Annotated in this window: 26 protein-coding genes and 1 tRNA gene; 13 read left to right on the top strand and 14 right to left on the bottom strand. The window is 56.9% G+C overall.

The annotated features are described in order from the left end of the window. Positions 1-15: 15 nt before the first annotated feature. Positions 16-417: a MerR family DNA-binding transcriptional regulator gene (locus tag AABB31_RS08400; protein WP_342078567.1), complete on the bottom strand. Its 402-nt coding sequence runs from the start codon at positions 415-417 to the stop codon at positions 16-18. A gap of 321 nt (positions 418-738) precedes the next feature. Then, the gene (locus AABB31_RS08395) at positions 739-1107 is read right to left on the bottom strand and encodes a MerR family DNA-binding transcriptional regulator (protein WP_342078568.1); all 369 of its coding nucleotides are present in this window, start codon (positions 1105-1107) and stop codon (positions 739-741) included. A 155-nt stretch (positions 1108-1262) separates the two neighbouring features. Here AABB31_RS08395 and AABB31_RS08390 point away from each other — a divergent pair, with 155 nt between their 5' ends. From AABB31_RS08390 to AABB31_RS08380, 3 genes are read left to right on the top strand one after another with little or no spacing between them, the layout of a single operon-like run. After that, the gene (locus AABB31_RS08390; protein WP_342078569.1) at positions 1263-1703 is read left to right on the top strand and encodes a PaaI family thioesterase; all 441 of its coding nucleotides are present in this window, start codon (positions 1263-1265) and stop codon (positions 1701-1703) included. Further along, entirely contained in the window at positions 1700-2194 is a 495-nt protein-coding gene (locus AABB31_RS08385) for a PaaI family thioesterase (RefSeq protein WP_342078570.1), read from the top strand. The genes AABB31_RS08390 and AABB31_RS08385 overlap by 4 nt, the downstream gene beginning before the upstream one ends. Then, positions 2187-3512 (top strand): MATE family efflux transporter, encoded by a 1326-nt coding sequence (locus AABB31_RS08380; RefSeq protein WP_342078571.1) that lies wholly within the window; start codon positions 2187-2189, stop codon positions 3510-3512. The genes AABB31_RS08385 and AABB31_RS08380 overlap by 8 nt, the downstream gene beginning before the upstream one ends. Here AABB31_RS08380 and AABB31_RS08375 read toward each other — a convergent pair. Continuing rightward, positions 3489-4541 (bottom strand): quinone-dependent dihydroorotate dehydrogenase, encoded by a 1053-nt coding sequence (locus AABB31_RS08375; RefSeq protein WP_342078572.1) that lies wholly within the window; start codon positions 4539-4541, stop codon positions 3489-3491. The two genes, AABB31_RS08380 and AABB31_RS08375, sit on opposite strands and share 24 nt — an antisense overlap. After that, positions 4538-4870: a DUF952 domain-containing protein gene (locus tag AABB31_RS08370; protein ID WP_342078573.1), complete on the bottom strand. Its 333-nt coding sequence runs from the start codon at positions 4868-4870 to the stop codon at positions 4538-4540. The genes AABB31_RS08375 and AABB31_RS08370 overlap by 4 nt, the downstream gene beginning before the upstream one ends. Positions 4871-5034: 164 nt before the next feature. Here AABB31_RS08370 and AABB31_RS08365 point away from each other — a divergent pair, with 164 nt between their 5' ends. The 5 genes from AABB31_RS08365 to AABB31_RS08345 all read left to right on the top strand — a co-directional run bounded on the left by AABB31_RS08365 (position 5035) and on the right by AABB31_RS08345 (position 11583). Then, positions 5035-6591 (top strand): bifunctional UDP-sugar hydrolase/5'-nucleotidase, encoded by a 1557-nt coding sequence (locus AABB31_RS08365; RefSeq protein WP_373635626.1) that lies wholly within the window; start codon positions 5035-5037, stop codon positions 6589-6591. A gap of 106 nt (positions 6592-6697) precedes the next feature. Next, positions 6698-6771 (top strand) — tRNA-Gly (locus tag AABB31_RS08360). Between the two features lie 101 nt (positions 6772-6872). Next, on the top strand, positions 6873-8663 hold the full coding sequence (locus AABB31_RS08355; RefSeq protein ID WP_373635625.1) for an ABC transporter transmembrane domain-containing protein: 1791 nt from the start codon (positions 6873-6875) through the stop codon (positions 8661-8663). Positions 8664-8794: 131 nt separating this feature from the next. Next, the gene (locus AABB31_RS08350; RefSeq protein WP_342078575.1) at positions 8795-10681 is read left to right on the top strand and encodes an acyl-CoA synthetase; all 1887 of its coding nucleotides are present in this window, start codon (positions 8795-8797) and stop codon (positions 10679-10681) included. Between the two features lie 29 nt (positions 10682-10710). Continuing rightward, positions 10711-11583 carry an NAD(P)-dependent oxidoreductase gene (locus tag AABB31_RS08345; protein ID WP_373635624.1) on the top strand — a complete coding sequence of 291 codons (873 nt, stop codon included), beginning with the start codon at positions 10711-10713 and terminating at the stop codon, positions 11581-11583. Positions 11584-11729: 146 nt separating this feature from the next. Here AABB31_RS08345 and AABB31_RS08340 read toward each other — a convergent pair whose 3' ends face one another. The 3 genes from AABB31_RS08340 to AABB31_RS08330 all read right to left on the bottom strand — a co-directional run bounded on the left by AABB31_RS08340 (position 11730) and on the right by AABB31_RS08330 (position 13928). Beyond that, a complete protein-coding gene (locus AABB31_RS08340; RefSeq protein WP_342078576.1) occupies positions 11730-12272 on the bottom strand; it encodes a chemotaxis protein CheD in 543 nt (180 codons plus the stop codon). Further along, positions 12269-13243, bottom strand: coding sequence for a CheB methylesterase domain-containing protein (locus tag AABB31_RS08335; protein WP_373635622.1), 975 nt, complete (start codon positions 13241-13243; stop codon positions 12269-12271). Before AABB31_RS08335 ends, AABB31_RS08340 begins: the two co-directional genes overlap by 4 nt. A 211-nt stretch (positions 13244-13454) precedes the next feature. Beyond that, entirely contained in the window at positions 13455-13928 is a 474-nt protein-coding gene (locus AABB31_RS08330) for an ester cyclase (protein ID WP_342078579.1), read from the bottom strand. Positions 13929-14032: 104 nt separating this feature from the next. On the opposite strand from AABB31_RS08330, the gene AABB31_RS08325 reads away from it, so the two are divergent. Beyond that, a complete protein-coding gene (locus tag AABB31_RS08325; protein ID WP_373635621.1) occupies positions 14033-14890 on the top strand; it encodes a LysR family transcriptional regulator in 858 nt (285 codons plus the stop codon). Positions 14891-14916: 26 nt separating this feature from the next. Here AABB31_RS08325 and AABB31_RS08320 read toward each other — a convergent pair whose 3' ends face one another. The 3 genes from AABB31_RS08320 to AABB31_RS08310 all read right to left on the bottom strand — a co-directional run bounded on the left by AABB31_RS08320 (position 14917) and on the right by AABB31_RS08310 (position 18227). Further along, a complete protein-coding gene (locus tag AABB31_RS08320) occupies positions 14917-15540 on the bottom strand; it encodes a ferric reductase-like transmembrane domain-containing protein (protein ID WP_373635620.1) in 624 nt (207 codons plus the stop codon). A gap of 5 nt (positions 15541-15545) precedes the next feature. After that, positions 15546-16025 (bottom strand): twin-arginine translocation pathway signal, encoded by a 480-nt coding sequence (locus tag AABB31_RS08315; protein WP_342078583.1) that lies wholly within the window; start codon positions 16023-16025, stop codon positions 15546-15548. 249 nt (positions 16026-16274) lie between these two features. Beyond that, positions 16275-18227 (bottom strand): SdrD B-like domain-containing protein, encoded by a 1953-nt coding sequence (locus AABB31_RS08310; RefSeq protein ID WP_342078584.1) that lies wholly within the window; start codon positions 18225-18227, stop codon positions 16275-16277. A gap of 593 nt (positions 18228-18820) precedes the next feature. Here AABB31_RS08310 and AABB31_RS08305 point away from each other — a divergent pair. Further along, a complete protein-coding gene (locus tag AABB31_RS08305) occupies positions 18821-19492 on the top strand; it encodes a response regulator transcription factor (protein WP_342078585.1) in 672 nt (223 codons plus the stop codon). 137 nt (positions 19493-19629) lie between these two features. Here AABB31_RS08305 and AABB31_RS08300 read toward each other — a convergent pair whose 3' ends face one another. The 4 genes from AABB31_RS08300 to AABB31_RS08285 all read right to left on the bottom strand — a co-directional run bounded on the left by AABB31_RS08300 (position 19630) and on the right by AABB31_RS08285 (position 23751). Then, on the bottom strand, positions 19630-20379 hold the full coding sequence (locus AABB31_RS08300) for a class I SAM-dependent methyltransferase (RefSeq protein WP_342078586.1): 750 nt from the start codon (positions 20377-20379) through the stop codon (positions 19630-19632). Between the two features lie 91 nt (positions 20380-20470). Further along, positions 20471-22501, bottom strand: coding sequence for an FHIPEP family type III secretion protein (locus tag AABB31_RS08295; RefSeq protein WP_373635794.1), 2031 nt, complete (start codon positions 22499-22501; stop codon positions 20471-20473). A 165-nt stretch (positions 22502-22666) separates the two neighbouring features. After that, positions 22667-22855, bottom strand: coding sequence for a hypothetical protein (locus AABB31_RS08290; RefSeq protein WP_342078589.1), 189 nt, complete (start codon positions 22853-22855; stop codon positions 22667-22669). Positions 22856-23124: 269 nt separating this feature from the next. Beyond that, positions 23125-23751 (bottom strand): hypothetical protein, encoded by a 627-nt coding sequence (locus tag AABB31_RS08285; RefSeq protein WP_342078590.1) that lies wholly within the window; start codon positions 23749-23751, stop codon positions 23125-23127. Positions 23752-23959: 208 nt separating this feature from the next. Between AABB31_RS08285 and AABB31_RS08280 the strand changes: the two genes are divergently transcribed. Genes AABB31_RS08280 through AABB31_RS08270 form a run of 3 tightly spaced genes read left to right on the top strand, consistent with a single transcriptional unit; the run spans position 23960 to position 25617 of the window. Beyond that, positions 23960-24148: a hypothetical protein gene (locus AABB31_RS08280; RefSeq protein WP_373635619.1), complete on the top strand. Its 189-nt coding sequence runs from the start codon at positions 23960-23962 to the stop codon at positions 24146-24148. Between the two features lie 34 nt (positions 24149-24182). Then, positions 24183-24608 (top strand): hypothetical protein, encoded by a 426-nt coding sequence (locus AABB31_RS08275; protein WP_373635618.1) that lies wholly within the window; start codon positions 24183-24185, stop codon positions 24606-24608. A gap of 22 nt (positions 24609-24630) precedes the next feature. Next, positions 24631-25617, top strand: a complete 987-nt coding sequence (locus AABB31_RS08270; RefSeq protein WP_342078592.1) for a hypothetical protein — start codon at positions 24631-24633, stop codon at positions 25615-25617. Positions 25618-25631 lie beyond the last annotated feature (14 nt).

Genomic DNA, 25631 nt, shown 5'->3' with positions numbered 1-25631 from the left:
GGGGGTCGCGGCAGATTATGCCGCGACAGATTTGTGTTTGCTCATATTGGCGAGTTTGGTTGCACCCCAAGCCATTTGCTCTTTCAGCTCGGCGATGGCCTGCTCAAGCTCGGCTTTTTGTGCTTCCATATCGGCCAGATGGTTCTGCGCCAGTTCGTATGATTTCGACAGTTGTGCTTCCTGACCATCATCCATGTGATAAAGATCAAGCAGCTGGCGAATTTCCTCGAGGCTGAAACCAAAGCGCTTGCCGCGCAGGATCAGCTTTAACCGGGCGCGATCCCGTTTCGTGAACAGGCGTTTTTGACCTTCGCGGATCGGGAATATCAGCTCCTTGGCTTCGTAAAAGCGCAGGGTGCGTGGCGTGACATTAAAGGCGTCACACATCTCTCGTATGTTCATCAAGTCCGTTGTCATTTCATTAATCCTTGTGAGTGTCGAATGACGCCCACTTGCGAAGTCAGGACCCACCTTACAAGCAATGCTGACGTTAACGTAAACGTAACGTGGCGTCACAAGCAGGTTGACGAAAGGTCAGCAAAGATCGGGGGGCGTTACACGCAATTTTCTAAGAGGGAAGAAATCCGGATTTTTCCCCGTAACCCTTATTTATAGGATGATGGGGCATCATTGGAAGGCATTTCTGGCGGGACCTCGCATCCGAGAGGCACCCAACATATGGCGACATCTCGCGCCAGACGCACAGGCTTGTGACGGGTGGTGAATGCGGCGTGACCCCTAGCCAAGGGTGGCTGCGGTTTCATCGCGCAGCCGCTGCAATTCTTCCATGGTGTTTTCCAGCTGCACTTTCTGTTCGGCCAGCTCTGCCATTTGCTTGTCCGCAAGGGTCACCCATTCGCGCATCTGCGCCTCGGTCCCTTCCTTTTCGTAGATCAAAAGCCATTGCCGAATATCTTCCAGCGCAAAACCAAAACGGCGCCCGCGCAAGATCAGGGTCATGCGTGCAAGTTCCTTGGGGCCGTAGAACCGCGAACGGCCTTCCTTTTCGGGCGTCAGCAACTCGATATATTCATAATAGCGCAATGTGCGTGGCGTCACGTCATAGGCGGCGCACATTTCTTTGAATGACAGGCGTTTTTCCGGCATTGCGTTCTCCCTCGACGACAGCCTAGCGGCAAGTTTTGGGCGGGGCAACGGCGCCTGGTTCAAGCTTTTGTTGGTCGCAAAAACCCGACAAAGACCTTGCGCTTACATCCCCACATGACACATTGCGCAACGGAAATGGCCGATAGGATGACCACATGTCCGACGATAACAAAGCCAGGCGCGAAAAGATTGCGCGCCAGTTCATAGAGGCCATCCCCCATGCGCGTGCGCTGGGCATGAAACTGAGCGAGATTGGCGACGGCATGGCCTGTATCGGCATGCCCTACGATTCGCGATTGATTGGCGATCCTGAAACCGGTGTCATTCATGGCGGCGCGGTTTCGGCCCTGATGGACACTTGCGGTGGGGCGGCTGTGATGTCGCATCCTTCTGCGCCGATGGGGACGGCGACCCTTGATCTGCGGATTGACTACATGCGACCGGCCAAACCCGGTGATGCCATTACCGCGCGGGCGGAATGTTATCATGTCACCCGTTCGGTCGCTTTTGTCCGGGCGGTTGCAACCGATAGCGAGACTGATCGCCCCGTGGCTGCGGCCACTGGCGCGTTCACACTTGAAAGGCCGCGCACATGAGCCGCAAACCCGAACCCGTGCAGGTGGTCAAACAGCGTCGTGACGCGATGTTGGGCAAACTTGTCGCGGGTGTGCCCTATATTCAGTTTCTGGGGATACATATCGACCGGCGCGGGGATGAATTGACCGCGATCCTGCCATTCAAGGACGACCTTATCGGCAATCCGCTATTGCCCGCGCTGCATGGCGGCGTCACTGCGGCCTTTCTGGAAGTCACGGCGATCATCGAATTGAGCTGGGCCATGGTCTGGGAAGATATGGAAAGCGGCAAGGTTGTGGATGATCTGCCGCGCGTCGTTTTTCCCAAGACGATTGATTTCACGGTTGACTATCTGAGGTCCGGTTTGCCGCGTGACGCCTATGCGCGGGCGCGGATCAACCGCTCGGGCCGGCGCTATGGGTCGGTGCATGTCGAAGCCTGGCAGGATAATCGCGACCGGCTGTTTGCGCAGGCCACCGGACATTTCCTGATGCCGCAACGGGATGGCTGACGCGCTGACCCACAGCCGGGTCCTTGCCATCGCGCTGCCGATCGTCCTTTCCAATGCAACCGTTCCGATCCTGGGGGTCGTGGACACAGCTGTTGTTGGACAGATCGGCGAGGCCGCCCCAATTGGTGCGGTCGGGATCGGGGCGATCATCCTGACGGCAATCTACTGGATATTCGGTTTTCTGCGGATGGGGACGTCGGGGCTGACGGCGCAGGCAAGCGGGGCAGGGCGCGAGGCCGAAGTTGCCGCATTACTGACCCGTTCCCTGATGATCGGCAGTGTTGCGGGCATCTGTATCATCGGTTTGCAAGGCCTGCTGTTTGCCGGGGCTTTTGTGGTGTCGCCCGCCAGCCCGGAGGTTGAGGGCCTTGCGCGACAATATATGGCGATCCGGGTGTGGTCTGCGCCTGCAATGATTGCGCTTTACGGCATTACCGGCTGGCTGATCGGGCAGGGGCGGACCCGCGGGGTTTTCGCGATACAGCTATTGATGAACGGGACCAATATCGTTCTGGACATCGTCTTTGTCCTGCATCTTGGCTGGGGCGTCCCCGGTGTGGCCTGGGCCACATTCATCGCCGAGTGGTCGGGGCTGATCCTGGGGCTTTGGCTGTGTCGGGATGCGTTTGGCGTTTCGGCCTGGCGCGACTGGGCGCGCGTTTTTGATCGCGAAAGACTGATCAACATGGCGCTGGTCAACACGGATATCCTGATCCGCTCGGTCCTGCTGCAGGCCATCTTCGTCAGCTTTTTGTTCTTCGGGGCCAGATTTGGCGATGTGCAACTGGCTGCCAATCATATTCTTTTGCAGTTTCTAAGTGTGACGGCCTACGCGATGGATGGTTTTGCCGTGGCGGCAGAGGCGCTGGTCGGCAATGCCATGGGCGCAAAATCGGTCCGGGCGTTGCGCCGCGCATCGGTGTTGACCAGTTTCTGGGGTGCGGTCATCGGTGTGGTGCTGGCGCTGTGCTTTGCGTTGTTTGGTCCGACTATCGTCGCGCTGATGGCAAAAAACCCGGATGTGCAGCAGGCCGCAGGGGTCTATCTGCCTTACATGGTTGCGGCACCAATCGTGGGCGTTGCCGCATGGATGTTTGACGGGATATTCATCGGGGCAACCCGGACCAGGGATATGCGCAACATGATGATCGTCTCGACGATCATCTATTTTGTCGCCGTGCTGCCGCTGATGGCGGTCTTTGGCAATCACGGACTTTGGTTGGGATTGCTGGTCAGTTTTGTGGTGCGGGGGGCCACATTGGCGTGGCAGTATCCGGGGCTGGAGGCGGCGGCCTCAAAGCCAGTCAGCCCGTCCTGATCCGACAGCATCGGCAATATTGGCAAATCCATCCTCGGCCAGCCGTTCCTCAAGACCGTGTGTGATGTCATCGACAAGGGACATGCCACCATACACCAGCGCTGTATAAAGCTGGATAGCGGATGCGCCGGCCCGGATCTTGGCATAGGCCTGTTCGGCACTGCCGACCCCGCCGACCCCGATAATCGGCAGCTCTGTTAGGGTGGAAAGCTGGGCTACCACCCGCGTTGATTTTTCAAAAAGCGGCTGCCCGGACAGCCCGCCCACCTCTGCGGCCTGTGGTGCCTGCAGGCCGGTGCGATCCAGTGTCGTATTGGTTGCGACAATCGCTGCAACGCCGGTACTGTTGGCGACATCGGCGATTTCCGCTAGGGCATCCCCCTCAAGATCCGGCGCGATCTTCAGGAAGACTGGGATAGGGTGTGCAAGGGCAGCGCGCGCATCCATCACCCCGTCCAGCAACGCGCCAAGCGCCGCCTTGCCCTGCAGATCGCGCAGCTTTTCGGTATTGGGGGACGAGACGTTCACCGTCGCAAAATCAACATGCGGGCCGCATCTGGTCAGCACGCGGGCAAAATCGTCTGCCTTGTCCGCACTGTCCTTGTTGGCCCCAAGGTTCAGCCCGATCACCGGCCCTTTTGGTCGCGCGGCCAGCCGGGCTGCAATTGCATCCATCCCATCATTGTTGAACCCAAAGCGGTTGATTGCGGCCTGGTCCTGCGTCAGTCGAAACAAGCGCGGCTTGGGGTTGCCCGGTTGGGGCCAGGGGGTCGCTGCGCCGACTTCCAGAAAGCCGAACCCTGTTTTGGCAAGCGCATTCAGCGCAGTTGCGTTTTTGTCAAAACCTGCCGCAAGACCGACCGGATTGGGAATGGCAATGCCTGCAATTGTCGTTGATAGCCGTGAACTGGTCTTTGGCCCGCCACGTGGACCAAGCCCGGCATTCAGCAGCGATAGCGCGATGCCGTGGGCGCGTTCGGGGTCAAGCTGCCGCAATGCGCGAAGCCCCAGTTGCTCAACCAGTCTCATGCAAGGTCCGGAAACTGGTGGGTGCCATCAACCAAGGGCAAGGGCGCGTCCCATGCGACATCGGCCATCCGCAGATTGCGATATAGATGCGGAAAGAGGGTGCCACCCCGCGATGCTTCCCATTTGAGCGCATCAAGGCCATCGGCCTCGACCGCCAGCAAGATCAAATCGCCTTCGCCCGCGAAATGCAGGGCGGCGGTTTCCCTGACCGTCTGCGCCGTTGAAAAGTGGACATAGCCGTCCGCGACATCAATCGGGGCGCCTTTTGTTTCACCATTTGCCTGCATGTCAGCCCATTCGGCGGACCGGAAAATTTTGTAAATCAACATGTCCGCGGTCATGGCCCGAAGGGCGGGTGGGGTCAAGTATTTGACGGCAATAATGAAGTCGGGCAGCGGCGGGGGTTTTGGCACCGATTCAGGTCTTGGCAAGCGGTTTGACTCTGCCCTGAAGCAGCGCCAAGCTGGGTCCATAACAACCTTGGGGATCAACCATGCTTTCACGTATTCTTACATCAACTTGCGCATTGGCACTGACGGCTGGTGCAGCGGCGGCGGACTATACGCTGACGATTCTGCATACGAATGACTTTCACGCGCGGTTCGAGCCGATCAGCCGCTTTGACGGCCCTTGCTCGGCTGAAGACAATGACGCGGGTGAGTGTTTTGGCGGTACCGCCCGCCTGATCACGGCCGTGAATGAGGCGCGCGCCCGGTCCAATAACGCGATCCTTGTTGATGGCGGCGACCAGTTTCAGGGCACGTTGTTCTATACCTATTACAAAGGTGCGATGGCGGCCGAATTCATGAACCAGCTGGGTTATGATGGCATGACGGTCGGGAACCATGAATTCGATGACGGGCCAGAGGTTCTGCGCGGGTTCATGGATGCGGTCGATTTTCCGGTTCTGATGTCCAATGCGGATGTGTCCGCCGAACCGTTGCTGGCCGATGTGCTGATGAAATCGACAATCATCGAGCGGGGCGGCGAAAAAATCGGCCTGATCGGGCTAACCCCGGAAGATACGGATGAGCTGGCCGCGCCGGGTGACAACATCACCTTCAGTGATCCGTCAACCGCCGTGCAGGGTGAAGTTGACAAGCTGACGGCCGAAGGGGTCAACAAGATCGTCGTGTTGTCCCATTCCAGCTATGCGGTCGACAAGATGGTTGCCGAAAACACCACTGGTGTTGATGTGATTGTGGGCGGGCACTCGAACTCGCTGCTTGGCGACATGGATGGCTCCGAAGGGCCCTATCCCACCATGGTTGGTGATACGGCTGTCGTTCAGGCCTATGCATATGGCAAATATCTGGGCGAGCTGAATATCACCTTTGACGATGAGGGTGTGATCACCGAAGCCTCGGGCGCCCCGATCCTGATTGATGGCGGCGTGACCGAGGACGAAGCCGTGGTATCGCGGATCGCCGAACTGGCCCAACCGCTGGAAGAAATCCGCAACAAGGTGGTTGCCGAAACAGCCACGGAAATTGTTGGCGTGCGCGAAGAATGCCGCAGTCAGGAATGTGCGATGGGAAGCCTGATCGCGGATGCGATGCTTGAACGGGTCAAGGATCAGGGGATCCAGATCGCCATTCAGAATGGCGGCGGTATTCGCGCATCCATTGATGCCGGTGAGGTGACGATGGGCGAGGTGCTGACCGTGCTTCCGTTCCAGAACACCCTGTCCACATTCGAAGTGACCGGCGACAAGATCCTTGCCGCGCTGGAAAACGGTGTCAGCCAGATCGAAGAGGGCGCCGGTCGTTTCCCCCAAGTTGCGGGCATGACCTTTACGGTTGATCCCGCCGCCGAGGCCGGATCGCGTGTCTCGGACATCAAGATCGGCGATGCGCCACTTGATCTGGCCGCGACATATGGCGTTGTGTCAAACAACTACGTGCGTAACGGCGGTGACGGCTATGACATGTTCAAGGATGCGGCCAATGCCTATGATTTCGGTCCGGACCTTGCAGATGTGACGGCGGAATTCATCGCGGCAAACAGCCCGTTCACACCCTATAAGGATGGCCGGATCACTATGAAGTAAGCATGATCTACAGATCGCAGGCGCGCCGCAGTTCAACTGTGGCGCGTTTCTTTTTGTCTATCTCTTGTTGACGCCCAGAAGCGTGTGACATAATCCAAGGCAGCGCGCGGGCGTTGTGTAATGGTAAGACCTCAGCCTTCCAAGCTGATGATACGGGTTCGATTCCCGTCGCCCGCTCCATCCGATTTCCATACATTTTTGCATATGTGATAGGCGATTGGTCGCCTTGTTAATCTGCCGCCCCGGTTTTATGTCACCGACAGACAACAGACGAGACGGCAATGGCTGACCCACAACGACAATCCCCCGAAGATCGGGCCGCCTCAAAGCAGATCGGCGCGCTGAAGGCGCTTTGGCCTTTTGTCAGACCCTATCGGGGCATCATGATCGCGGCGCTCAGCGCGCTTGTGCTGACGGCTGCGGTGTCGCTTGTGCTGCCGCTGGCCGCGCGCCGGGTGATCGACAATTTTGATGCGGCCGATGGCAGTATTCTGCAAAACTACTTTCTGGCGGCCATCGGGATTGCAGGTCTCTTGGCCGTTGGAACGGCGATGCGCTATTATCTGGTGACGCGGTTGGGCGAACGGGTTGTCGCAGATATCCGCAAGGCGGTTTTTGACCGGATGATCGGGATGAGCCCGGCCTTTTATGAAAAGATCATGACCGGTGAGGTGCTTAGCCGGATCACAACCGACACGACCCTGATCCTTTCGGTGATCGGCAGCTCGGTTTCGGTGGCGCTGCGCAATGTCCTGATCTTTTTTGGGGGCATCGCCCTGATGCTGATCACCTCGTTGAAAATGTCAGCGATGGTCCTGTGGCCGATCCCGGTCGTTGTTTTGCCGATCATTCTGCTGGGGCGGCGGGTGCGGAACCTGTCGAAGAAGAATCAGGATCTGATTGCGGAATCCAGTGGTGACGCGTCCGAACAGCTTTTGGCCGCCCAGACAGTGCAGGCCTTTTCGCACGAAACACTGAGCCGGGCGAAATTCGGCGACGTCACCGAGCAGAGCTTTGTTGCCGCGCATCGCCGGATCATCACCCGGGCACTGCTGACGGCGATTGTGATCTTCATGGCGTTTTCGGGCGTTGTGGGGTTCTTGTGGATGGGTGCGACAGACGTGCGCGGTGGCGAAATCACCGAAGGTGAACTGGTTCAGTTCATGATCTACACGATCATGGTGGCAGGGGCGCTGGCCGCACTGACGGAAATATGGGGCGAGTTGCAGCGCGCCGCCGGCGCGACAGAGCGATTGGTCGAATTGCTGACCGCCAGCGACACCGTGCTGGATCCCGAAACCGCGCGGGCCATGCCCACAATCGAAGGGGCCATCAGCTTTGACAATGTTCAATTCAGCTACCCGTCGCGTCCGGGCATTTCGGCGCTTGACCATATTGACCTGACTATTGCACCGGGCGAGACGGTTGCCCTTGTTGGTCCATCGGGGGCGGGCAAGACAACCATCATTCAATTGATGTTGCGTTTCTACGATCCGCAAAAGGGGGCGGTCCGGCTTGACGGTATTGATCTGCGTGACTTGAACCGGTCGGCATTTCGCGAGCAGATCGCACTTGTCCCGCAGGACCCGGTGATCTTTGCAGATACCGCGCGCGAGAATATTCGGTTTGGTCGGCCAACCGCCACAGATGCCGAGGTCGAGGCCGCAGCCAAGGCCGCCGCCGCGCATGATTTCCTGATGGCGCTGCCGGATGGCTATGACAGCTATGTAGGCGAGCGTGGGGTCATGTTGTCGGGCGGCCAAAAGCAACGGATCGCCATTGCCCGTGCGATCCTGCGCGATGCGCCGATCCTGTTGCTGGACGAGGCCACAAGCGCATTGGACGCCGAAAGTGAGCAGGCCGTGCAACAGGCGGTCGAAAACCTGGCCCGCAATCGCACAACCCTGATTGTGGCGCACCGGCTGGCAACGGTGAAGCAGGCCGACCGGATTGTCGTCTTTGATGCGGGCAAGATCGTCGCGCAGGGCACGCATGACGCATTGGTTGCGCAAGGGGGGCTTTACGCCCGGCTGGCCCGCCTGCAGTTCACCGCTGGCGTCGCCGCCGAGTGATCCAAACGCCGGGATTGCGCCAAATTTCGTAGCGTTAGGGTTGCGATTTCCGCGCGTATTGCCCACGCTATCCCTTGGGGGAGATCGGCATGGTATACCCAGCCGACACAGCACAACAGGGAGAGAGCGTCATGGGTTACGCGAACGTCGAGGATCGCAACGCCATTGAGGCGGAAAAGCCGTGGGAAGAACGTGACCTGCCGACAACCACTTTCGAGATGTTAAGTCGGACCGCTGCCGCGCACGGGTCGCGCAATGCGATGACATATCGGCTATTATCCGACCCCGGCAGCGCCAGCGAAACGCTCAGCTGGACCCAATTGCGCGAAAAGACCGCGCAAGCGGCGAATATGTTCCGCCAGCTTGGTGTGGGCGAGACGGATGTTGTGGCCTTCGTGCTGCCCAACGCGACCGAGACAGTGCTGACCTATCTGGGCGGGCAGGTGGCGGGCATCGTCAATCCAATCAATCCGCTTTTGGATGCAGAACAGATCGGTGCGATCCTGCGCGAGACCAATGCCAAGGTGGTGGTCACCTTGCGGGCCTTTCCCAAAACCGATGTTGCACAAAAAACAGCAGAGGCCGTGCGCCTTGCCCCCAATGTCAGCACCGTACTCGAGGTGGATTTGCATCGCTACTTGACCGGTCTGAAAAAACTGATCGTGCCGCTGATCCGGCCCAAGAACCCTGTGGGGCACAAGGCGCAGGTGCTGGATTTCAATGCAGAATTGAACAAGCAGCCCAAGTCGCTGGCCTTTGATGACAGTGCAGCCGACCGGGTTGCCGCCTATTTCCACACGGGCGGAACGACGGGCATGCCGAAAGTGGTGCAGCACCGGTATTCCGGCATCGTCTACAATGCATGGTTGGGCGACAAGCTGCTGTTTGAGCCGACAGATGTGCAAATCTGCCCGCTACCCCTGTTCCATGTGTTCGCAACGGTGGTCTGTATGGGGGCGTCGCTGTCTTCGGGGGCAGAGATCGTCTTTCCGACACCGCAAGGATATCGCGGCGAGGGGGTCTTCGACAATTTCTGGAAACTCGTCGAAAAGCACAAAGTCACCTTCATGATCACCGTCCCAACGGCCATGTCTGCGCTGATGCAGCGCAAGGTTGATGCGGATATCTCGACCCTGCGACTGGCCTTTTGCGGATCTGCCCCCTTGCCTCTGGAGCTCTATAAACGGTTCGAGGCTGCTGCAGGTGTGACCATCTGCGAGGGGTACGGGCTGACCGAGGCAACATGCCTTGTTACAATCAACCCGCCCGAAGGGGAAAAGCGGGTCGGTTCCATCGGTCTGCCGTTCCCTTATACCGACATCAAGATCATGTCTGTTGCGACGGGTGAAGAAGTGGGCACCGACGAAATCGGTGAAATCTGCATCTCGAACCCCGGCGTGTATCAAGGGCACACCTATACAGAAGACGACAAGAATGAAGGGCTGTTTTACGCGGGGCCCTTGGGGAACGCGCAATATCTGCGCACCGGTGATCTGGGCCGGAAGGATCCTGATGGGTATTTGTGGATTACCGGACGCGCGAAGGATCTGATCATTCGCGGGGGTCATAACATCGACCCCGCCGAGATCGAAGAAGCACTTGCCGGGCATGAAGCCGTGGCATTTGCCGGCGCGATTGGCCAACCCGACGCCCATGCGGGCGAGGTGCCTTGCGCCTTTGTTGAGCTGGTTGACGGCGCGACGGTGACCTCGGACGAGTTGATGGAATATGCCAAGGCGCATATCCACGAACGCGCGGCCCATCCCAAACATCTTGAGATCATGGGTGAATTGCCAAAGACTGCCGTCGGCAAGATATTCAAGCCCGACCTGCGCAAGAGCGCGATTACACGGGTCCTGAACAGCGCCCTGTCCGGAATGGACGCCGAGGTCAGCGCCGTCACCGAAGACAAGAAACGGGGGTTGGTCGCGCATGTGACGACCACTGGCGAGGTGTCTGATGATGATCTGAAAAAGGCGCTTGGTGTCTTTACGATCCCGTGGGAAAAAGCCGCGTAATCAGCTGATACAGTGCGAAGGAACAGCCAATGGCAAAACTAGCATTCCTGGGCCTTGGTGTGATGGGCTACCCCATGGCCGGGCATCTGAAAGCGGCAGGGCACGACGTCACGGTCTATAATCGGACCTCTGCCAAGGCGGAAGCATGGGTTGCAGCCCATGGCGGCCAGATGGCACCCACACCTGCGCAAGCTGCCAACGGGGCCGATATGGTCATGGCCTGCGTTGGGAATGACGACGATTTGCGCGCCGTTTGCACCGGACCTGACGGCGCCCTGCCTGCGATGACGGCAGGCAGCATCTTTGTTGATCACACCACAGTGTCAGCCGCCGTCACCCGCGAGTTGCATGACCGCGCCGCCGAGGCTGGCGTTGCCTTTGTCGATGCGCCTGTATCGGGCGGGCAGGCCGGTGCCGAGAACGGTGTCTTGTCGGTGATGTGTGGCGGGGCGCCCGACAGCTATGCGGCGGCAGAAAAGGTGATTGCGGCCTATGCGCGGATTTGCCGTCGGATTGGCGATAGCGGCGCTGGCCAGATGACCAAGATGTGCAACCAGATTGCGATAGCAGGTCTTGTGCAGGGCCTGTCCGAGGCGCTTCATTTCGCGCAGAAAGCCGGTCTTGACGGTGAAGCGGTGGTCGAGGTGATCAGCCAGGGGGCTGCTGGCAGCTGGCAAATGTCCAATCGCTACAAGACGATGCTTGATGATCATTTCGATCACGGGTTTGCGGTGGACTGGATGCGCAAGGATTTGGATATTTGCCTCAGCACGGCCGATGAGAACGGTGCCAGCTTGCCGGTGACGGCGCTGGTTGATCAGTTTTACAAGGATGTGCAAAAGCTTGGCGGCGGTCGTTGGGATACGTCATCACTGCTGAAGCGTCTGCAAGCGCTGGGCTAGCCGCGGTTTGCGCGGCATGCCGCATAAACGGGCTGGGCGCATGTCTTTCGGTCTCTTCTGAGAGGCTTTGAGCGCAGGGCAGCGGATAAAAACTATTGCACGGTGCTACGCGCAATATGTCGATGCGAAGCCCGCCCGCAATTGCTCTAAAACAACGTGATGTCATCGACTTTGGCGGCTGCAGGTGGGGCAACAACAATTGGTTCGGGTGCGGGGCCGGAGATTTGCATCTGGCGCGCGGCGCCGGTCGTCGGCGTGAATTGGACACGGCGGGCGCGTTCGCCGCCGACACTTTGCGACAAACAGGGAATACCTTCGCGTTCAAGAAAGTCAGCTGCAAATTCCGCATTTGACCGTCCGATATCGCGCGCATGATCGGTCATGCGCGCGCCCCCAAACATCTTGGCCACCAAACGCCTGCGGTCACCACCTGCTTGCAGAACCTTGTTGATCAGCAATTCCATAGCGTTGACGCCGTATTTCAGATCGCGGCTGGAATGACCGCCTTGCGTGGCCAGCAGAAAATGGTTCATCCCCCCCACGCCGGCCGTTTGATCGTAAAGACACACAGCAATGCAGGATCCCAGAACCGTGGACATCACAACCGATGGATCAGCCGAAACCGCATAGTCACCTTGAACAACAGTGATGATTTTCTGATGATTACCTGGGCGCGACAGCGGTTTCATACATGTGTCCTTACTTCAGAGGCACGCAGAAGGGCCGGTCCGATCTTTTGAATGGGAAATTGCTTTTCGACCCCGCCCAATTGTTTGGCCACGCGCGGCATGCCGTAAACAACACTCGTCGCCTCGTCCTGGCCGGCTGTTCTTGCACCAGCGGATCGCAAGGCCTTGATGCCCTCTGCCCCGTCGCGGCCCATCCCGGTCAGGATGGCGGCGGCCACGTTGGGCGCATGGGGCAGGGCGGAAAAGAACAAGGCATCCACGGATGGACGATGCCCGGTGATCGGCGGGTCATTTGATAGCACGATCTGTGGTGTTCTGCCGGGGGCCAGTTGCAGATGCCTGCGATCATCCGGTGCCATATAGATGTGTCCGGGCGCCAAACGCGCACCATGCGTGGCACTGAGGACTGTTGCGCCGGTGGCACCGTTGAGCAATCGGATCAGGCTTTGCGCAAAACTGCCACCCGTATGCTGGACAACCAGGGTGGGCGGACAATCCTCGCCAAAATGTCCGATGATCTGCAGCAGGGCATCGACACCGCCCGTAGAGGCGCCGATCAGTATCAGGCGTTCGGGTCCAAACTGCCGCGCGCGTGGCGCAGGTTGTTCCGACGGGGCACGCTGTTTGCAGCGGGAACGGGCATCAGCGATGGTGTTGATGAGGTCATTGTCCAATCCGTCGGGCCGTAGCAGAAGAACCGTTGCTGGCAGATTGCGGGCCGCCGGGCCAGGCGCCAACACGATGCAACCGATGCCAAGCAGGCTGAGGAGTGAGGCCAGCAACTCGAACTCCGGATGGGCCGCAAGACCGCCGGACAGGATTACACAATCTGGCTGCTGATGTTCTGCAAAGTCATAGGTCTGCGTCAGGTCCGGGACGGCGCGGGGGATTGATACGCCAGGATGCCGGCTTAACCGGTTGCTGATCCGCCCACGTTCTGCTGCGGATTCGTGGGCTATCAATATCTGCATGCTGCAATCACTTACTGGTTCCCATGTTGGGGCCGCGACCGAGTTTGACATGGCGATGCGCGGACCGCGGCAAGAGTGACGCAATGCTGAACCTCTTACACCGCTATCTTGTTGCATCGAAGTTCTACGAACCCGTTAATGCGGGATTGAAACTTGCAAGTCGCACGAAATGGCATCCAGGGGTCGCGCCACCCCTGGATGCCTTTATTGGCTATTCTGCGGTCAACTGCGCCAGCGCGCTCATCCAGTCTTCAATATGATACGATTCCTTCAACTTGCCGTCTTCGACCCGGTGGATATCAATCGACATGATGTCAAAGCTTTTGCCGGTCGCAGGATCAATGCCAAGGAATGGGCCTTGCGGTGTGCCGGTTGCACGGCCCCTGACAATATAGGTGTCACCGTCCTGCCATATCTCTTGAACCTCCCATTTCAGGTCCGGGATCAAACCGCCAAAGGCGTTGAGCGTTGTCAGAAACCCTTCGGCCCCTGGACCGCCCAGCGGGGTTGGTGTTGATTTCCAGTCATCCGCGACAACTGACGTCACAGCAGCCAGATCTGCATCAGCAGGGGTGGTCAGCAGATTCTCATAGAAGCTTTTGACGGTTTGCAGATCGTCGGCATGGGCCGTGCCAGCGATCGCAATCGCCGCGACAGCGCTGACAAGCATTTTTGACCATTTCATGATGGGTTCCTTTCCTGTTGTGAACTTTGCACAACGTGGACGTCCGGCTTAATATTCGGTAGATATAAAGAGAAAAATTATCTACTCGGTCTAATCGAACAATGATGTCACATCAGACTCTGCGCCGCCTCGTCTATTTCGCGACCATTGCCGATGTCGGGTCGATCCGTGGTGCGGCTGCCCAGTTGGGATTGTCCGTTCCCGTGGTTTCCGAAGCGCTTTCGCAGCTTGAGGCGGAGCTGGATGTTTCGCTTGCGACACGAACGACCCCGCGTTTTGAACTGACCGCTGCGGGCTTGCGGACACAGGCAGCCGCGCAGAAAATCCTGCAAACCGCGTATGACCTGACGGATACGCTGTCCGATAATCAGCCCCTATCGGGGACCTTGGGGATCACGTTGCCGGTTGAGCTGGCAGGGTTCTGGCTGCCAGCAAAGATCCGAACTTTTGGCAAACTGCATCCGGATATTCAGTTCGACATCGACGTGACCGATACGGTGCTTGATCTGCATGCAGGCCCGATTGAGCTGGCGATACGGACGGATTACATCGCAGCCGATGCGCAGGCCCGCATGCCTGCTGACCTGCAACTGGTTGTCGTGACCCGTCAGGACATCGCAGTGGGGCCAGATGGGGCGGTGCGGTGCCCCTTGATTGACAGCAGGGCGGACCGGGCATTGGTGGCGACCCCGAAAGTTAGTGGTGATCCCATCCCCCTGCAGTTCGACAATACCATGCGTGTGACAAACCGCAGTGCAGCACTTGCCATGGCCCGGGCCGGGCTGGGTGCCGTTATGGTGATGCGCGGGTCTGTCGCGGCAGAGCTCGCGACAGGGCAGTTGGTCGAATTGTTGCCCCAACACATGTTCGGGGCCGTTGACCTGCATGTCCATTTTCGGGATCGGTTACCCGGACGCGCGGCAAAAGCGTTCGCTGCGTCCCTGACCCCAGACCATCAGTGATAGGGTCATGTGCCCGTTTTTGCGTGTTAGTCCGACGATGGCTTGCGCCGCCATATGCGCAGATCGGCGATGGTTTTGGCGGTGGCAATGCCGACCAGCGCACATAAGAGCGTTTTTGACATGATCTCCATCGTGCCTTCGATCAAGAGCGCGTGGATCACACTGCCCGCGACGATGATGATGGCAAGAAAACTATGTGCGCGCCGCCAGATCATTGGTCGCACCTTGAGCCGACGACGCAGGGCAGCGAAGAGCGCCGCGGCAAAGACGGCCCACATGGCGATGACACCCCATGCGGAGAAAGGGGTGGGCGAGACAAAAAGCAGCGCGTCGATCACATCGGGCGGGCTGGTGATCCATAAGCCCGCGACGTGGACGATCACAGACACAACAAGGGCGGCACCGATCCAGCGATGGATTTGTCGGACGCGCGGGCCGATAAGCCCGGGCAGGTATCCACCCACCAACAACGGTTGCAGCAAAAGCAGTGCCATGGCCAGAACCCCGGCAAAACCGGCAGCGATATAGATCGGATCACGCCAGGCCAGAAGTGGGCTGTTGAGCGCTGCCCCAAGTGGCACAGCAACCACACCGGTCAATGCGGCCCAGATCAGGATCGTACGGACCCAATGACTGCCGCGCATGTGCATTTCCGTCAGACCGGCTTCAGCACAAAATCGGCGTTCAGGGTGGTATCAGCTGCACTTTGCATCACGGGGCGGAGGAATACAGTCTCGAACTCCGGATCATCATAGGCGAGGTGACCATGGGGTTGGCCGAAGGCCGGCACGATCTGAGGCATTTCAAGACGAAATGCGCCATTGGCGTCGGTCAATGTCGCGCCATGGCTTTGGGGGTCCCGCTCATGCCCTTCGGTGGTATGCGCCCAAATCTGGATCCGTTGCCCTTCCAGCGGGGCGCCGTCGCCGGCCCTGCGGACGGTGCCGGTCATCCAGAACCCGCCGCCGCCAATACGGTCAACGATTGGCGCGCCCGGGCGATAGTTGTTAGAGCCACCGCGCATCGAAGGGGTGGGTGCCAGACCTTGCGCGACCGCTGGCGCAAAAAGGCCTGCGCCGACAATCGCACCCCCGGCCGAGAGGAGGGTGCGGCGATTGAACATCAAGGTCGTCATTTCAACACTCCTATCATATATCGTCTTCCGGCATGCTGCAGACAGTGACATGCGCTTCTATATAAAAACATAGTGTGCCGGCGTCCAATTCCGAGCGAGAGGAAACGGCATATGCCGAAAATAGGCGTCACATCCGTGTGATGTAACGCCTATGCAGCCAGCAACAGACTGGGTAGATCGGCCTACGTTCCACGGACATGGCCGTGCCAGCCCGAAAATACAGGTTGGCCGCCGAACGCCCTGGCCGGTTTAGACGAAGCCGAAATCGTCAGTGATGACGAGGTCAATTGTGGCGGTATCGCGCGACCCGTTGGCATCCTGGATGGTGTAGTCAAGCGATATGGTCCGGCTTTCGCCCGGTGCCAGATCATCGAACTGACCCCGTTGCGACAGCCGAATATCGCCATTGGCGAAGAGCGCGACATAGGACCCGTTGATGAAACCGTGGAACGCATCAACCAATTCCAGGCCGTCGCCGGTATCGTTGTCCAGAACGTTGCCGGCCACGTTCCAAGTGTCGTCGGTAATGATGAACGTGTCATTCATCGCGTCCGGGTTGACCGGCGGCGGTGGGGGTGGGGGCGCGTCGCCATCGCTGGCCGTGACCGCCGTGCGCCCTGAAAGCCCCGGACCTGCCCAATCCAGTTCCAGCCCTGCATGGCCGCGATTCTCGAAATAGAGCACCTCGATTGTCGCCTGACCTGCATCAAGGTCGAGCGTCGCCGATTGCTCGCGCAACCCATGCAAACCGTCGTTTCCAATCACGACCTGACCATTGATTGACAACTGCGAGCCGTCGTCGGAACGAAGATAAAAGGTGTAGCTACCCTGTTCCGGAACGTCGACAGTGCCGGTGATGCGGGCGGCAAAGGTGTCGACCTCGCCACCGGCCCAAAAGCTGCCCCTGCTATTGGCGTATTGAATATAGGCAACCTGCTCGCTGTGGACGGGAGTGGCGGCGAAATTGATCTGGTCAAGGCTACTGACCGAACCCACGTCAAAATACTGGGCGGCGAAAGTTCCATCCTCGACGGGTGGCGGTGGCGGCGGGGGCGGCGCGGTTTGCACGAGACCCGCGTCAACATCTGTGACCGCTTCATGGGCGGCAAGGGCGAACCGATCAACCTCGCCACGTCCATCGGCGATTCTACTGCGCACGTCCGAGTCGATCCTGTCGTCATCGCCGGAATTGCCGTTGGTAAACGCATAGGACCCGCTGAGCGAGGCAATATCCTGCGGCCTTTCGAAGAAGACGGCATATCTCGGCGCCGGGTCCACATCCGCAAATTGATAAAGGCCATCGGCATCGGTGATGGTCGTCGCGACAACCCGATAGGTCGTATCATCATATAGATAGACATTGGCCCCTGCGACACCTGCTTCACCGACGTCTTCCAGCCCGTTTGCGTTCTCATCAATAAAGTAACGGCCGGAAACGGACGCATCCGGCATAGGCAAGGTGTCGCGGATGTCCCAGTCATCCGCGACGGGGGTCCCGTCAGGGCCTACGTAATACTGGCGCTGCAACCAGTCGCGAAAGACGGGGATGTTCAGCGCATTGGTGTCAAAGGCACCATATGCCTCGAAAACCTCGGTCTTGCGGGCCAAGTCTTCGTCGGTCACGTTTACAGGAAGGCCTGCAACGCCGTATCCGACATATTCGTCAACGTCGTGGCTGGTGGTGTAGTTTTCGCGGGCAGCCCAGACGAATTCTGCATAATGCGCGTGTTCGCCGTGATCACCACCCAATACGGCGCTTTCGCGCGCATGGGTCAGGATATTGTCGGGCTGATGCACCGTCATGATTGCGGTCAACATATCGACCAGGCTGTCGCGGCTGTAGGTAACGCCGTCTTCTGTGGTGGCCGTATTGATCACCTCGTCCCATAGCTGGGCGGAAATCGCATTGCCCGAACCCTGATCAGGAAACCGCAGAAAATAGAGCCGGACATCGGGCGCACTGGCCAGATAAGAACTGGCAATTTGGTTTCCGTCTATTGTGACGGTTTCATCCACCCAATCATCGGCGTCTGCCATAACGGCATATGCGGCCTTGATCCCGGCCTCGCGCACGCGGTCGCCTGTGACCAGATAGACAGATGTGACAGCTTCGCCGCGCGCGATCGCGTCGTAGATGTCGTTGTTCATAAAAATGATATCGTCATCAAGGTGCGTGGAAAACACGATGTGTTGCGCGGGCATGCGGCCCTCCCTCGTCATAATAATACGAGTGGAGTATGACACAAGGTCAAGGTATTGGATAGATGTGCTTATGGCCAGGTCCGCGCGTGTTTACCACACACGTCAAAGCAGGTTCCGAATGATGCAACGCCCAATTGCGTCAGCATCAGGCGCAAACCTCACCGCCCTGCTGTCGCCTTTGCCGTCGTAAACGCGGGCAAAGCAGCGGCACCAACCTGCGACGGGTCCATATGTCGTCAAGATGATTCGCAAAAGACAACCCAAACCGGGGAATTTTCGCTCTCTTTGGTATATTGAGATTGCGCGAACCCACTATCCTGCGGTTGATTGGACCCCAAACGGCAACAATCCATCGGAGAGCGCAAGTTTGCGCCCGAAAGATGAGCAAACCGGGCAGAAAATGGTTTTTTTTCCCAAAAACAGAAAAAAATACTAGGCATCCGTTAATCTTGCGTTAATCTTTCTGTAGTGGGGTGGGGATTCCGCTAAATAGTTCGAAACATTACGCAATCTGATTGCGTTGCGTATTACTGCGACCGTTTAGTGATCCCGATAGTCGCCAAATGGCTCCACCTAGGGAGGGAAAAGAAAACATGCAAAGCACAGTCGTCGTCGCGGATAGTTTCGAACTGATGAGATCAGGGATCGTTCATCATATTGAAGGTAGCGCGCATCTCGATCTGATATGCGAATGCCGAACGGGATACGAAACGCTTAAGCTTTGTGGTCAACCGCAACCAGATCTGCTGCTCGTTGACATCGAACTTGACGGATTGAATGGGCAAGGTCTGCTTGACAGGCTAGCAGTCAAATGCCCCGAAACAAGAGGGGTGGCAATGGCGTCGGATACATCAATGCTTCCGGTCGTCAGTATGCTTAATGTGGGTGTCAGTGGCATCGTACCACGTCAGGCCAGTGCGAAAGATTTCGTTCACGCACTGTACAGCGTCGCCAACGGTTTTGGATTTCTCCCTGTGGTTGCGCTGAATGAGATTGTGACAGCGCAACCGTGCTTCAACAAGACAGGGAATATTTTTGGGCTTTCTTCTCGCGAGTTGGAAGTTCTAGAATATTGCGTTGACGGAAAATCAAATAAGTTGGTCGCACACGAACTGCGTATCAGCATTCGCACGGTTGAGACACATCGCGCCAACATTTACAAGAAAACGAAATGCCGTGACATGGAAGCGCTCAAAGATATTGCGCGGAACATCGTCCCGTCAAAAGCGCCAAAAACGCCAGCTGCGACCAGAAAGTTTGCGTAATAGGTTCGGTCAACTTTGGTCCAGAGCGACCAAATTGGTGGCAACTGATCAGATCACCGTAAAACATATCGGCTGAAGACGGCGAAAGCCGACACTGGCGATATGTGGCGTTCATAGCACTTGAGGCTATTCAGCTATCAAAGCACCGATTTCGCGACAAATACTTGATTCCGACTGCTGTCAGAGAATGGTTTCTTGTTCTCATCCTCAAATAAATCTTCGATTTCGAAACCAGCTTCTTGTAAGGCCGCAGTCAGGTCACCCCGGCTATGCAGCCTAGTGTCGATTGTGTGTCGCCGCCGGATCTCCAACGTGTCCGGGCACGTCACGTTCCACGTCATCGTCAGGCGTCGTTCCTTCGCGACCACCTCATAGGTTCGGATGATCGTACTGATTTCGCCGGATACTTTGTCATAAAACCGTGGAACGCCAACGCCCGCCCAAGTGCATTGGTGAACGTCAGGCGCGTGGTGATGAAGCGAAAAAATAAACCGGCCCCCCGGCCTACAATGTTGCTGCATACATTGAAACGTTTTGAGCAAGTCCGCTTGTGTCATGATATGGGAAAGCGTGTTGTAAGGAATAGTCACCAGATCAAATTTTCGCCCCAGATCGAAATCGCGCATATCGGCCTGCACAGTCGGTACATCCGGGCACCGCGTTTTGCACACAGAGAGCATTTCTTTCGAATTATCGATTCCAAAAACCTGATAGCCGAGCATTTGCAGCTGCTCGGTCAACAGCCCTGTACCGCATCCAGCCTCTAGAAAATCGCGGCCGTGGTCGATGTAGCTTGCATAGAATTTGGCCTCGTGCCCACGATCATTGCACATAAGATCATATAGGTCGGTCAGTTCTGAATAGGTCTTTCGTGAATCCAGCGGCATTCTATTCATTCCCATCTAAGTTGGTATTAGTTTGCTGCCCCTTGTGCGGCGCGTGCTGCCGTTCGCCCGATCAACGAATATGGATGCAGCTCTAGTGAACCGGCGCGTTCGTTTCATCAAACAGTTTCGCTTCTTCACGACGTCCAAGAACGCGCGGGTCAATTTGCGACTCAACCTCATCGAGCGACAACAGCTCGATAGGAAAGGTGGTGACATCAGGCGATAGCTCATGCGGGGCGAGTACCGGAATATGTATCCGGTTGGCTGCGAGGAAATGTTGTAGCCGGCGGCGCAGGTCTGACGACACGACAATCGCCAATTGGCCGTCGCTGTGCTTTTGCGCTTGGTTCAAGCGTTCGAACTTGCCGATCAGGACGTCAGTAATGTCGGGATCAAAAACCAACCCATCAACCCCGGCCATCGCGCCACTACGTTTCAGGTCTGAAAGCTCCTGGCGCGCAAGCTTCTCCAAGTCTGGGTCGATCATGGCAAGTCCAAGCAGATTTCCCTTTCCTGCAATCATGCGGCACAGCTGGCGTTTCATCGAACCGCGCATAAGTTCGGCGAGCATCTCTGGCGCCGCCCCTTCATTGACCTGCGACCAGTGAGATAGGGAATCAACCACGAGAGCGACGGGGCGGAGTGGTACGCCATCCTCGATCAGATAGCGGAAGACCTGGAACAACCCTTGTCGCGTCACAGACTCCTCAACTTCGCCACTGGTGGTTTCATCAACCTCGGTTAATTCAGCAAGTATTGTCTCGAACTCGGGTTTGCCGAAGAGCAGGCCGAGATTCTGCTCATAAATCCGGAAGACAAACTCGGCCAAAGCCAATTCCTTACGACGGATTTCAAGGTTGAGCGCTTTCAGGCGCGGCCCGTAGAATGACGGGATCCACAGATTGGGGCCCGACAGCATATCAACGCTGACGATATCTTGGGGCGTGGCGTTAATCAGCCCGATGACTTCATCTTCACCAACAACCAAAAGAGAATCGGCAGGAACGGTGAGTTGCCGCACCGGGACTTCATCCAGTTCGATAACAAATGAATCGGGGGCGGCATCATCGTCGCTGATGATTTGCGGCGGCAGGAAGGAAATGCCGCGGACGCTGTTAAGTTGATCGAACATGCCGGCGATTTCGGTGTTCACGAGGTCGATATCCACCTGACCTGCGACGCTGGTACCAATCCGGCACTGCATACGCTTGCTGAAGGCCGCCGGGCCATCGGTTTCTTCCGCTGCAAGTTCCTCTTCACGTGCGGCGTCTTCTTCCTGTTGCCGCAAATGTCGTCGGAGCCCCAGTGCCGCAACGATCATCAATATGGCGGACCCTGTGAACGCCACCACGGGAAACCCGGGTATCAGTCCAACGGCAAAGATGACCCCGGCGGCCATGGCAGGGACCCTGACATCAGCGACAAGTTCCCGGAAAATGTCAGACCCAAGGTCAACGTTCTCTGCATTGACCGCGCGGGTCACGATCATACCTGCGACAAGGGACATGATAAGCGCCGGGATCTGCGCGACCAGCCCGTCCCCGATGGTCAGCAGCGAATAGGTGGCTGCGGCGTCCCCGAAATCAAGCCCATGCACCCCGACGCCAATGGCAATGCCACCGACAAGGTTGATGACCGTGATGATCAGACCGGCAATTGCATCGCCTTTGACAAATTTCATCGCGCCATCCATGGCACCGAAAAACTGGCTGTCGCGGTCCAATTGCTTGCGCTTAACGATCGCGTCGTCCGGGTCAAGATTGCCTGCGCGAACGTCAGCGTCGATGCTCATCTGTTTTCCAGGCAAAGCATCAAGTGCAAAACGCGCGCCAACTTCAGCGACGCGCTCGGCCCCTTTGGTTACAACGAGGAACTGTACCACTGTTATGATTAGAAAAATAACAAGACCAATGACAACACTGCCGGAAACGACAAAGTCACCGAAGGTTTCGATAATCTTGCCACCATCGGCATCGGCGAGAATTAATCGCGTGGTTCCAACTGAAAGCGCCAATCGAAACGCGGTGCCAATAAGAATAACGGATGGAAATGTCGAAAAATCAGACGGGTGTTTGATATAGATAGCGACCATCAACAAAAGTATCGCCAGCGATATATTCATCGTGATCAGAACATCTATCAGGTCAGATGGAAGGGGGATGATCATCAGCGCCAGAATGGCGACAATCAATCCAATGAGTATGACGTCCTTGCGTATCATGTCCTGCCCCCCGACATAGAAAAAAGGCCGGCCGAGGTATCTCGGCCGGCCAAATCACATTAGCTATTAGCCAGTGATTGCTTTACCTTTGTCTCGGGCCAACTTGGCGCCAGCTGTCTTCTTCTCATAGTTGATTGCCGCTTTCCGCACGGCGTTGAACAGCTCGTTGGCCTGACCGGCAGTATCATCGAGACCTTTCTCATCAATGACGCCGCCACCACCGTTTCCACCACCGTTGTTACCTTCAGCTTTCATATTCGTACTCCTTAATGTGCCCAGCCGGGCATTTTAGTTTTGAGCCCCAAGGCCCCGTGACTTTAGCCATCAAAAACGATCAGGCTAAACTATAACCCCATATCGAGGCCTTTGCGAATTTGCGGCTCTATTGAACCGCCTATCCGATGACTTCACTCTGCATCCTTTGATTGTGATGTTCGATACGTTTTCTTTGCGAAGTGTGTAGATGCTACTACGTGATTTACTAAGTAGTGCGCGTCGTCGTTGCGACGCATAGGTCTTTGTTTTTATGGAATAAGATGCTCGGACACGGCGGTGCCCCTGCGAATTCTGATTATCTTGCTTTCCTCTTCAGGGCCTACCGAGACGACCTCGGGTTTCATATCATCGACAATACCCTCAACGATTGCGACGAATTGCGGCGGCGCTGTTACAACAATTGCCGTACTTCTATTTGCCAGAGCCAAGGGATACCTTGTCATATCAACGCCGCTGCTTTCGAGCGCCTCTATCGCGCGTGCCCCGCGGATATCGCCCAGTCTTATCATGCGCGTTACAGCCTCACTGCGGCCTGATACGAAATAGACCTGATTAAAGGAAAACCAATCTATGTCATAAAGCCGTGATAAATCCATAAGGATCTTTTCAATAGTTCCGCAAACATGAAGATCACTCAGGCGCTGGTTCAATGCGTCCGATCTTTTAATGCGAAGTCCCATATCCTGCGACATCGCATCAAGGAATTGACTCATGCGTTGATTGAACACCATATAATTTCCAAAGTGTTCTTCAGTTTCTGCCTGTGCTTGGCAATCATCAATACTTTCGGCCGTTGCGGGACCTGCCATTACTGTAATTGCGTGCAGCAGAGTTGCGCCCAATATAGTTGATAATTTGTAATTTGGTCTTTTCATTTTCGGCGCTTTACCATTGCTGCGTTGCCAACATGCTGCCGTAGCGCCACGCATTCAGCCATGAAATTCTCTTCCAAGATCCTAGGCGATGGTACGGGCTTTCATCCGAACTACGTAATAATCTAGGTACCGGCGCTGACGTTCATTGTCGCTGACTCTGAGTGCGGAATGACGCCGGAGTGACTTTAATCGCTCCATAGCAACCGACATGGAGGTCGACACAATGGAAATTGGTGGTAACGGAAATCAGCCGAAGGCATCGCCTGCAGGCGCTAACAACGACGCAGACCCAAACAAGGAAGGGTTTGATACTGAAGGCGCCCTTCAGGCGATATCGTTTGTCGTCATCAAAGATGAAATGAGCGAGGTGATGAAGGAATTTAACGATGGCGAATAATTCCGAGAGATCCCCACAGTTGGGCACCCGCTAAATGGGGGTGGAAGCAGCCGGCGGGGCGTTACCCCTTGATCAACAGGGGGCTAACCAGCCGCTACAACTTCAAATGGAAGAAACGCCGAATCCTTCCGCGAGCTTTGATGGTTTGGTTCAGGAATCCGCCAGCGCCCTGTTTTCAGGGCCGCATGGCGGGCCAGACGGGCACGGTAGTGAGAGCCCATCTCGGGTTTTTCGCAGCGAAGAGGCTGGCTCCCTCACTGATGCGAAGAAGGAATTCATCTCGGATGCGACTGGGCCCGGTGCCGAGCGCGCCAGCAAAAAGGCCGAGGTGGATCGCCAAGCCGAGGCGCTCACTGATCGGGCGCGCCAACTCTACAGCGATATGACAGTTTATCACGTTGCTTGGGGGATCGCGATGCGGGTGCAAAAGGACATCTCTCACCTGTTGAAGGCGGGTTAGGGAAGTTAGGGGGACTACACAGATGGACGTCATCGCAGCAAATAAAGAAGTGTTTGCCGACCGTTTCAAGGAAATGCAGTCGAAGGTGCGTCCGGAAAACGGGGCCGTTGCACTGAGTTTCGATTTTATGTCCGGTATTCAGGAAGGCACCGGAAGTGCGATCCGGACGCAAGAGATCTGGATTGGCTCGGCGTCTGAATGTGAGGTCCTTCTGGTTGACGAAGGTGTTCTTGAAAATCATGTCTGCCTGGAAGTTACCCGTACCCTGCTAGGCGCAGCAATTAGTTTGAAAGAAGTTGTCGGGCCAACCGAGGTCATCGGGCAGAAGAATGTGCCCGGAAAGCCTTACTTGTTGCCTGTTGATTTGGATGTTGCGGGGACGCGGATCAGGATTTCGCGTTACAATAGCGCATTGCCCGCGCTTATTGGCAACGACGGCGTATCTGTTGGCACCGATGCGCCGCCAACGGGTCCGCAGCTTTGGATCGGGCTTGGTCTTTGCGCAACGTTGCTTCTTGGTCTGGGTCTCTTCTTTTCGATGGAAACGATGAGTTCGGATACCCAGCTGCGCCGATTGACGGTTTTGACCAATCCCCCGGTCGAAGCCGACCCGGTGCAGACTGACACGGATGCAATAGGATTCCTGGAACAACGTCTGGCAGATGCGGGCCTGAGTGAAGTGGTGTCCGCAACGATAGCCACCGATGAGGTGATAGCGATCTCGGGATCCGTCCCAGAATCGAATTGGTCGCGGTGGCAAAGGATCCACCAGGACTTTGATGCCGAGTTTCCGCAATTGCTACAGGTGAGCATTGCCAAGCAGCCCAAGCCCCACAACTTTCCTCCGATCGCTGCTATCCGACTTACACCGCCGACCCAAATTACGATGGAGGACGGCAACAAGGTCACAACCGGCGATGTCGTCTTGGGAGGGTGGGTCATTGCCGATGTCAGTGTCGCGGGCATCACCATCGAGAAGGACGGCGAGACCGCCGTCATTTCCTACTAGGAAGGGTTGGAAGG

Source organism: Yoonia sp. SS1-5 (assembly GCF_038443705.2).
Taxonomy (GTDB): domain Bacteria; phylum Pseudomonadota; class Alphaproteobacteria; order Rhodobacterales; family Rhodobacteraceae; genus Yoonia; species Yoonia rhodophyticola.
Note: the sequence above shows the minus strand (reverse complement) of the source record. Positions and strands in the feature narration are given on the sequence as shown.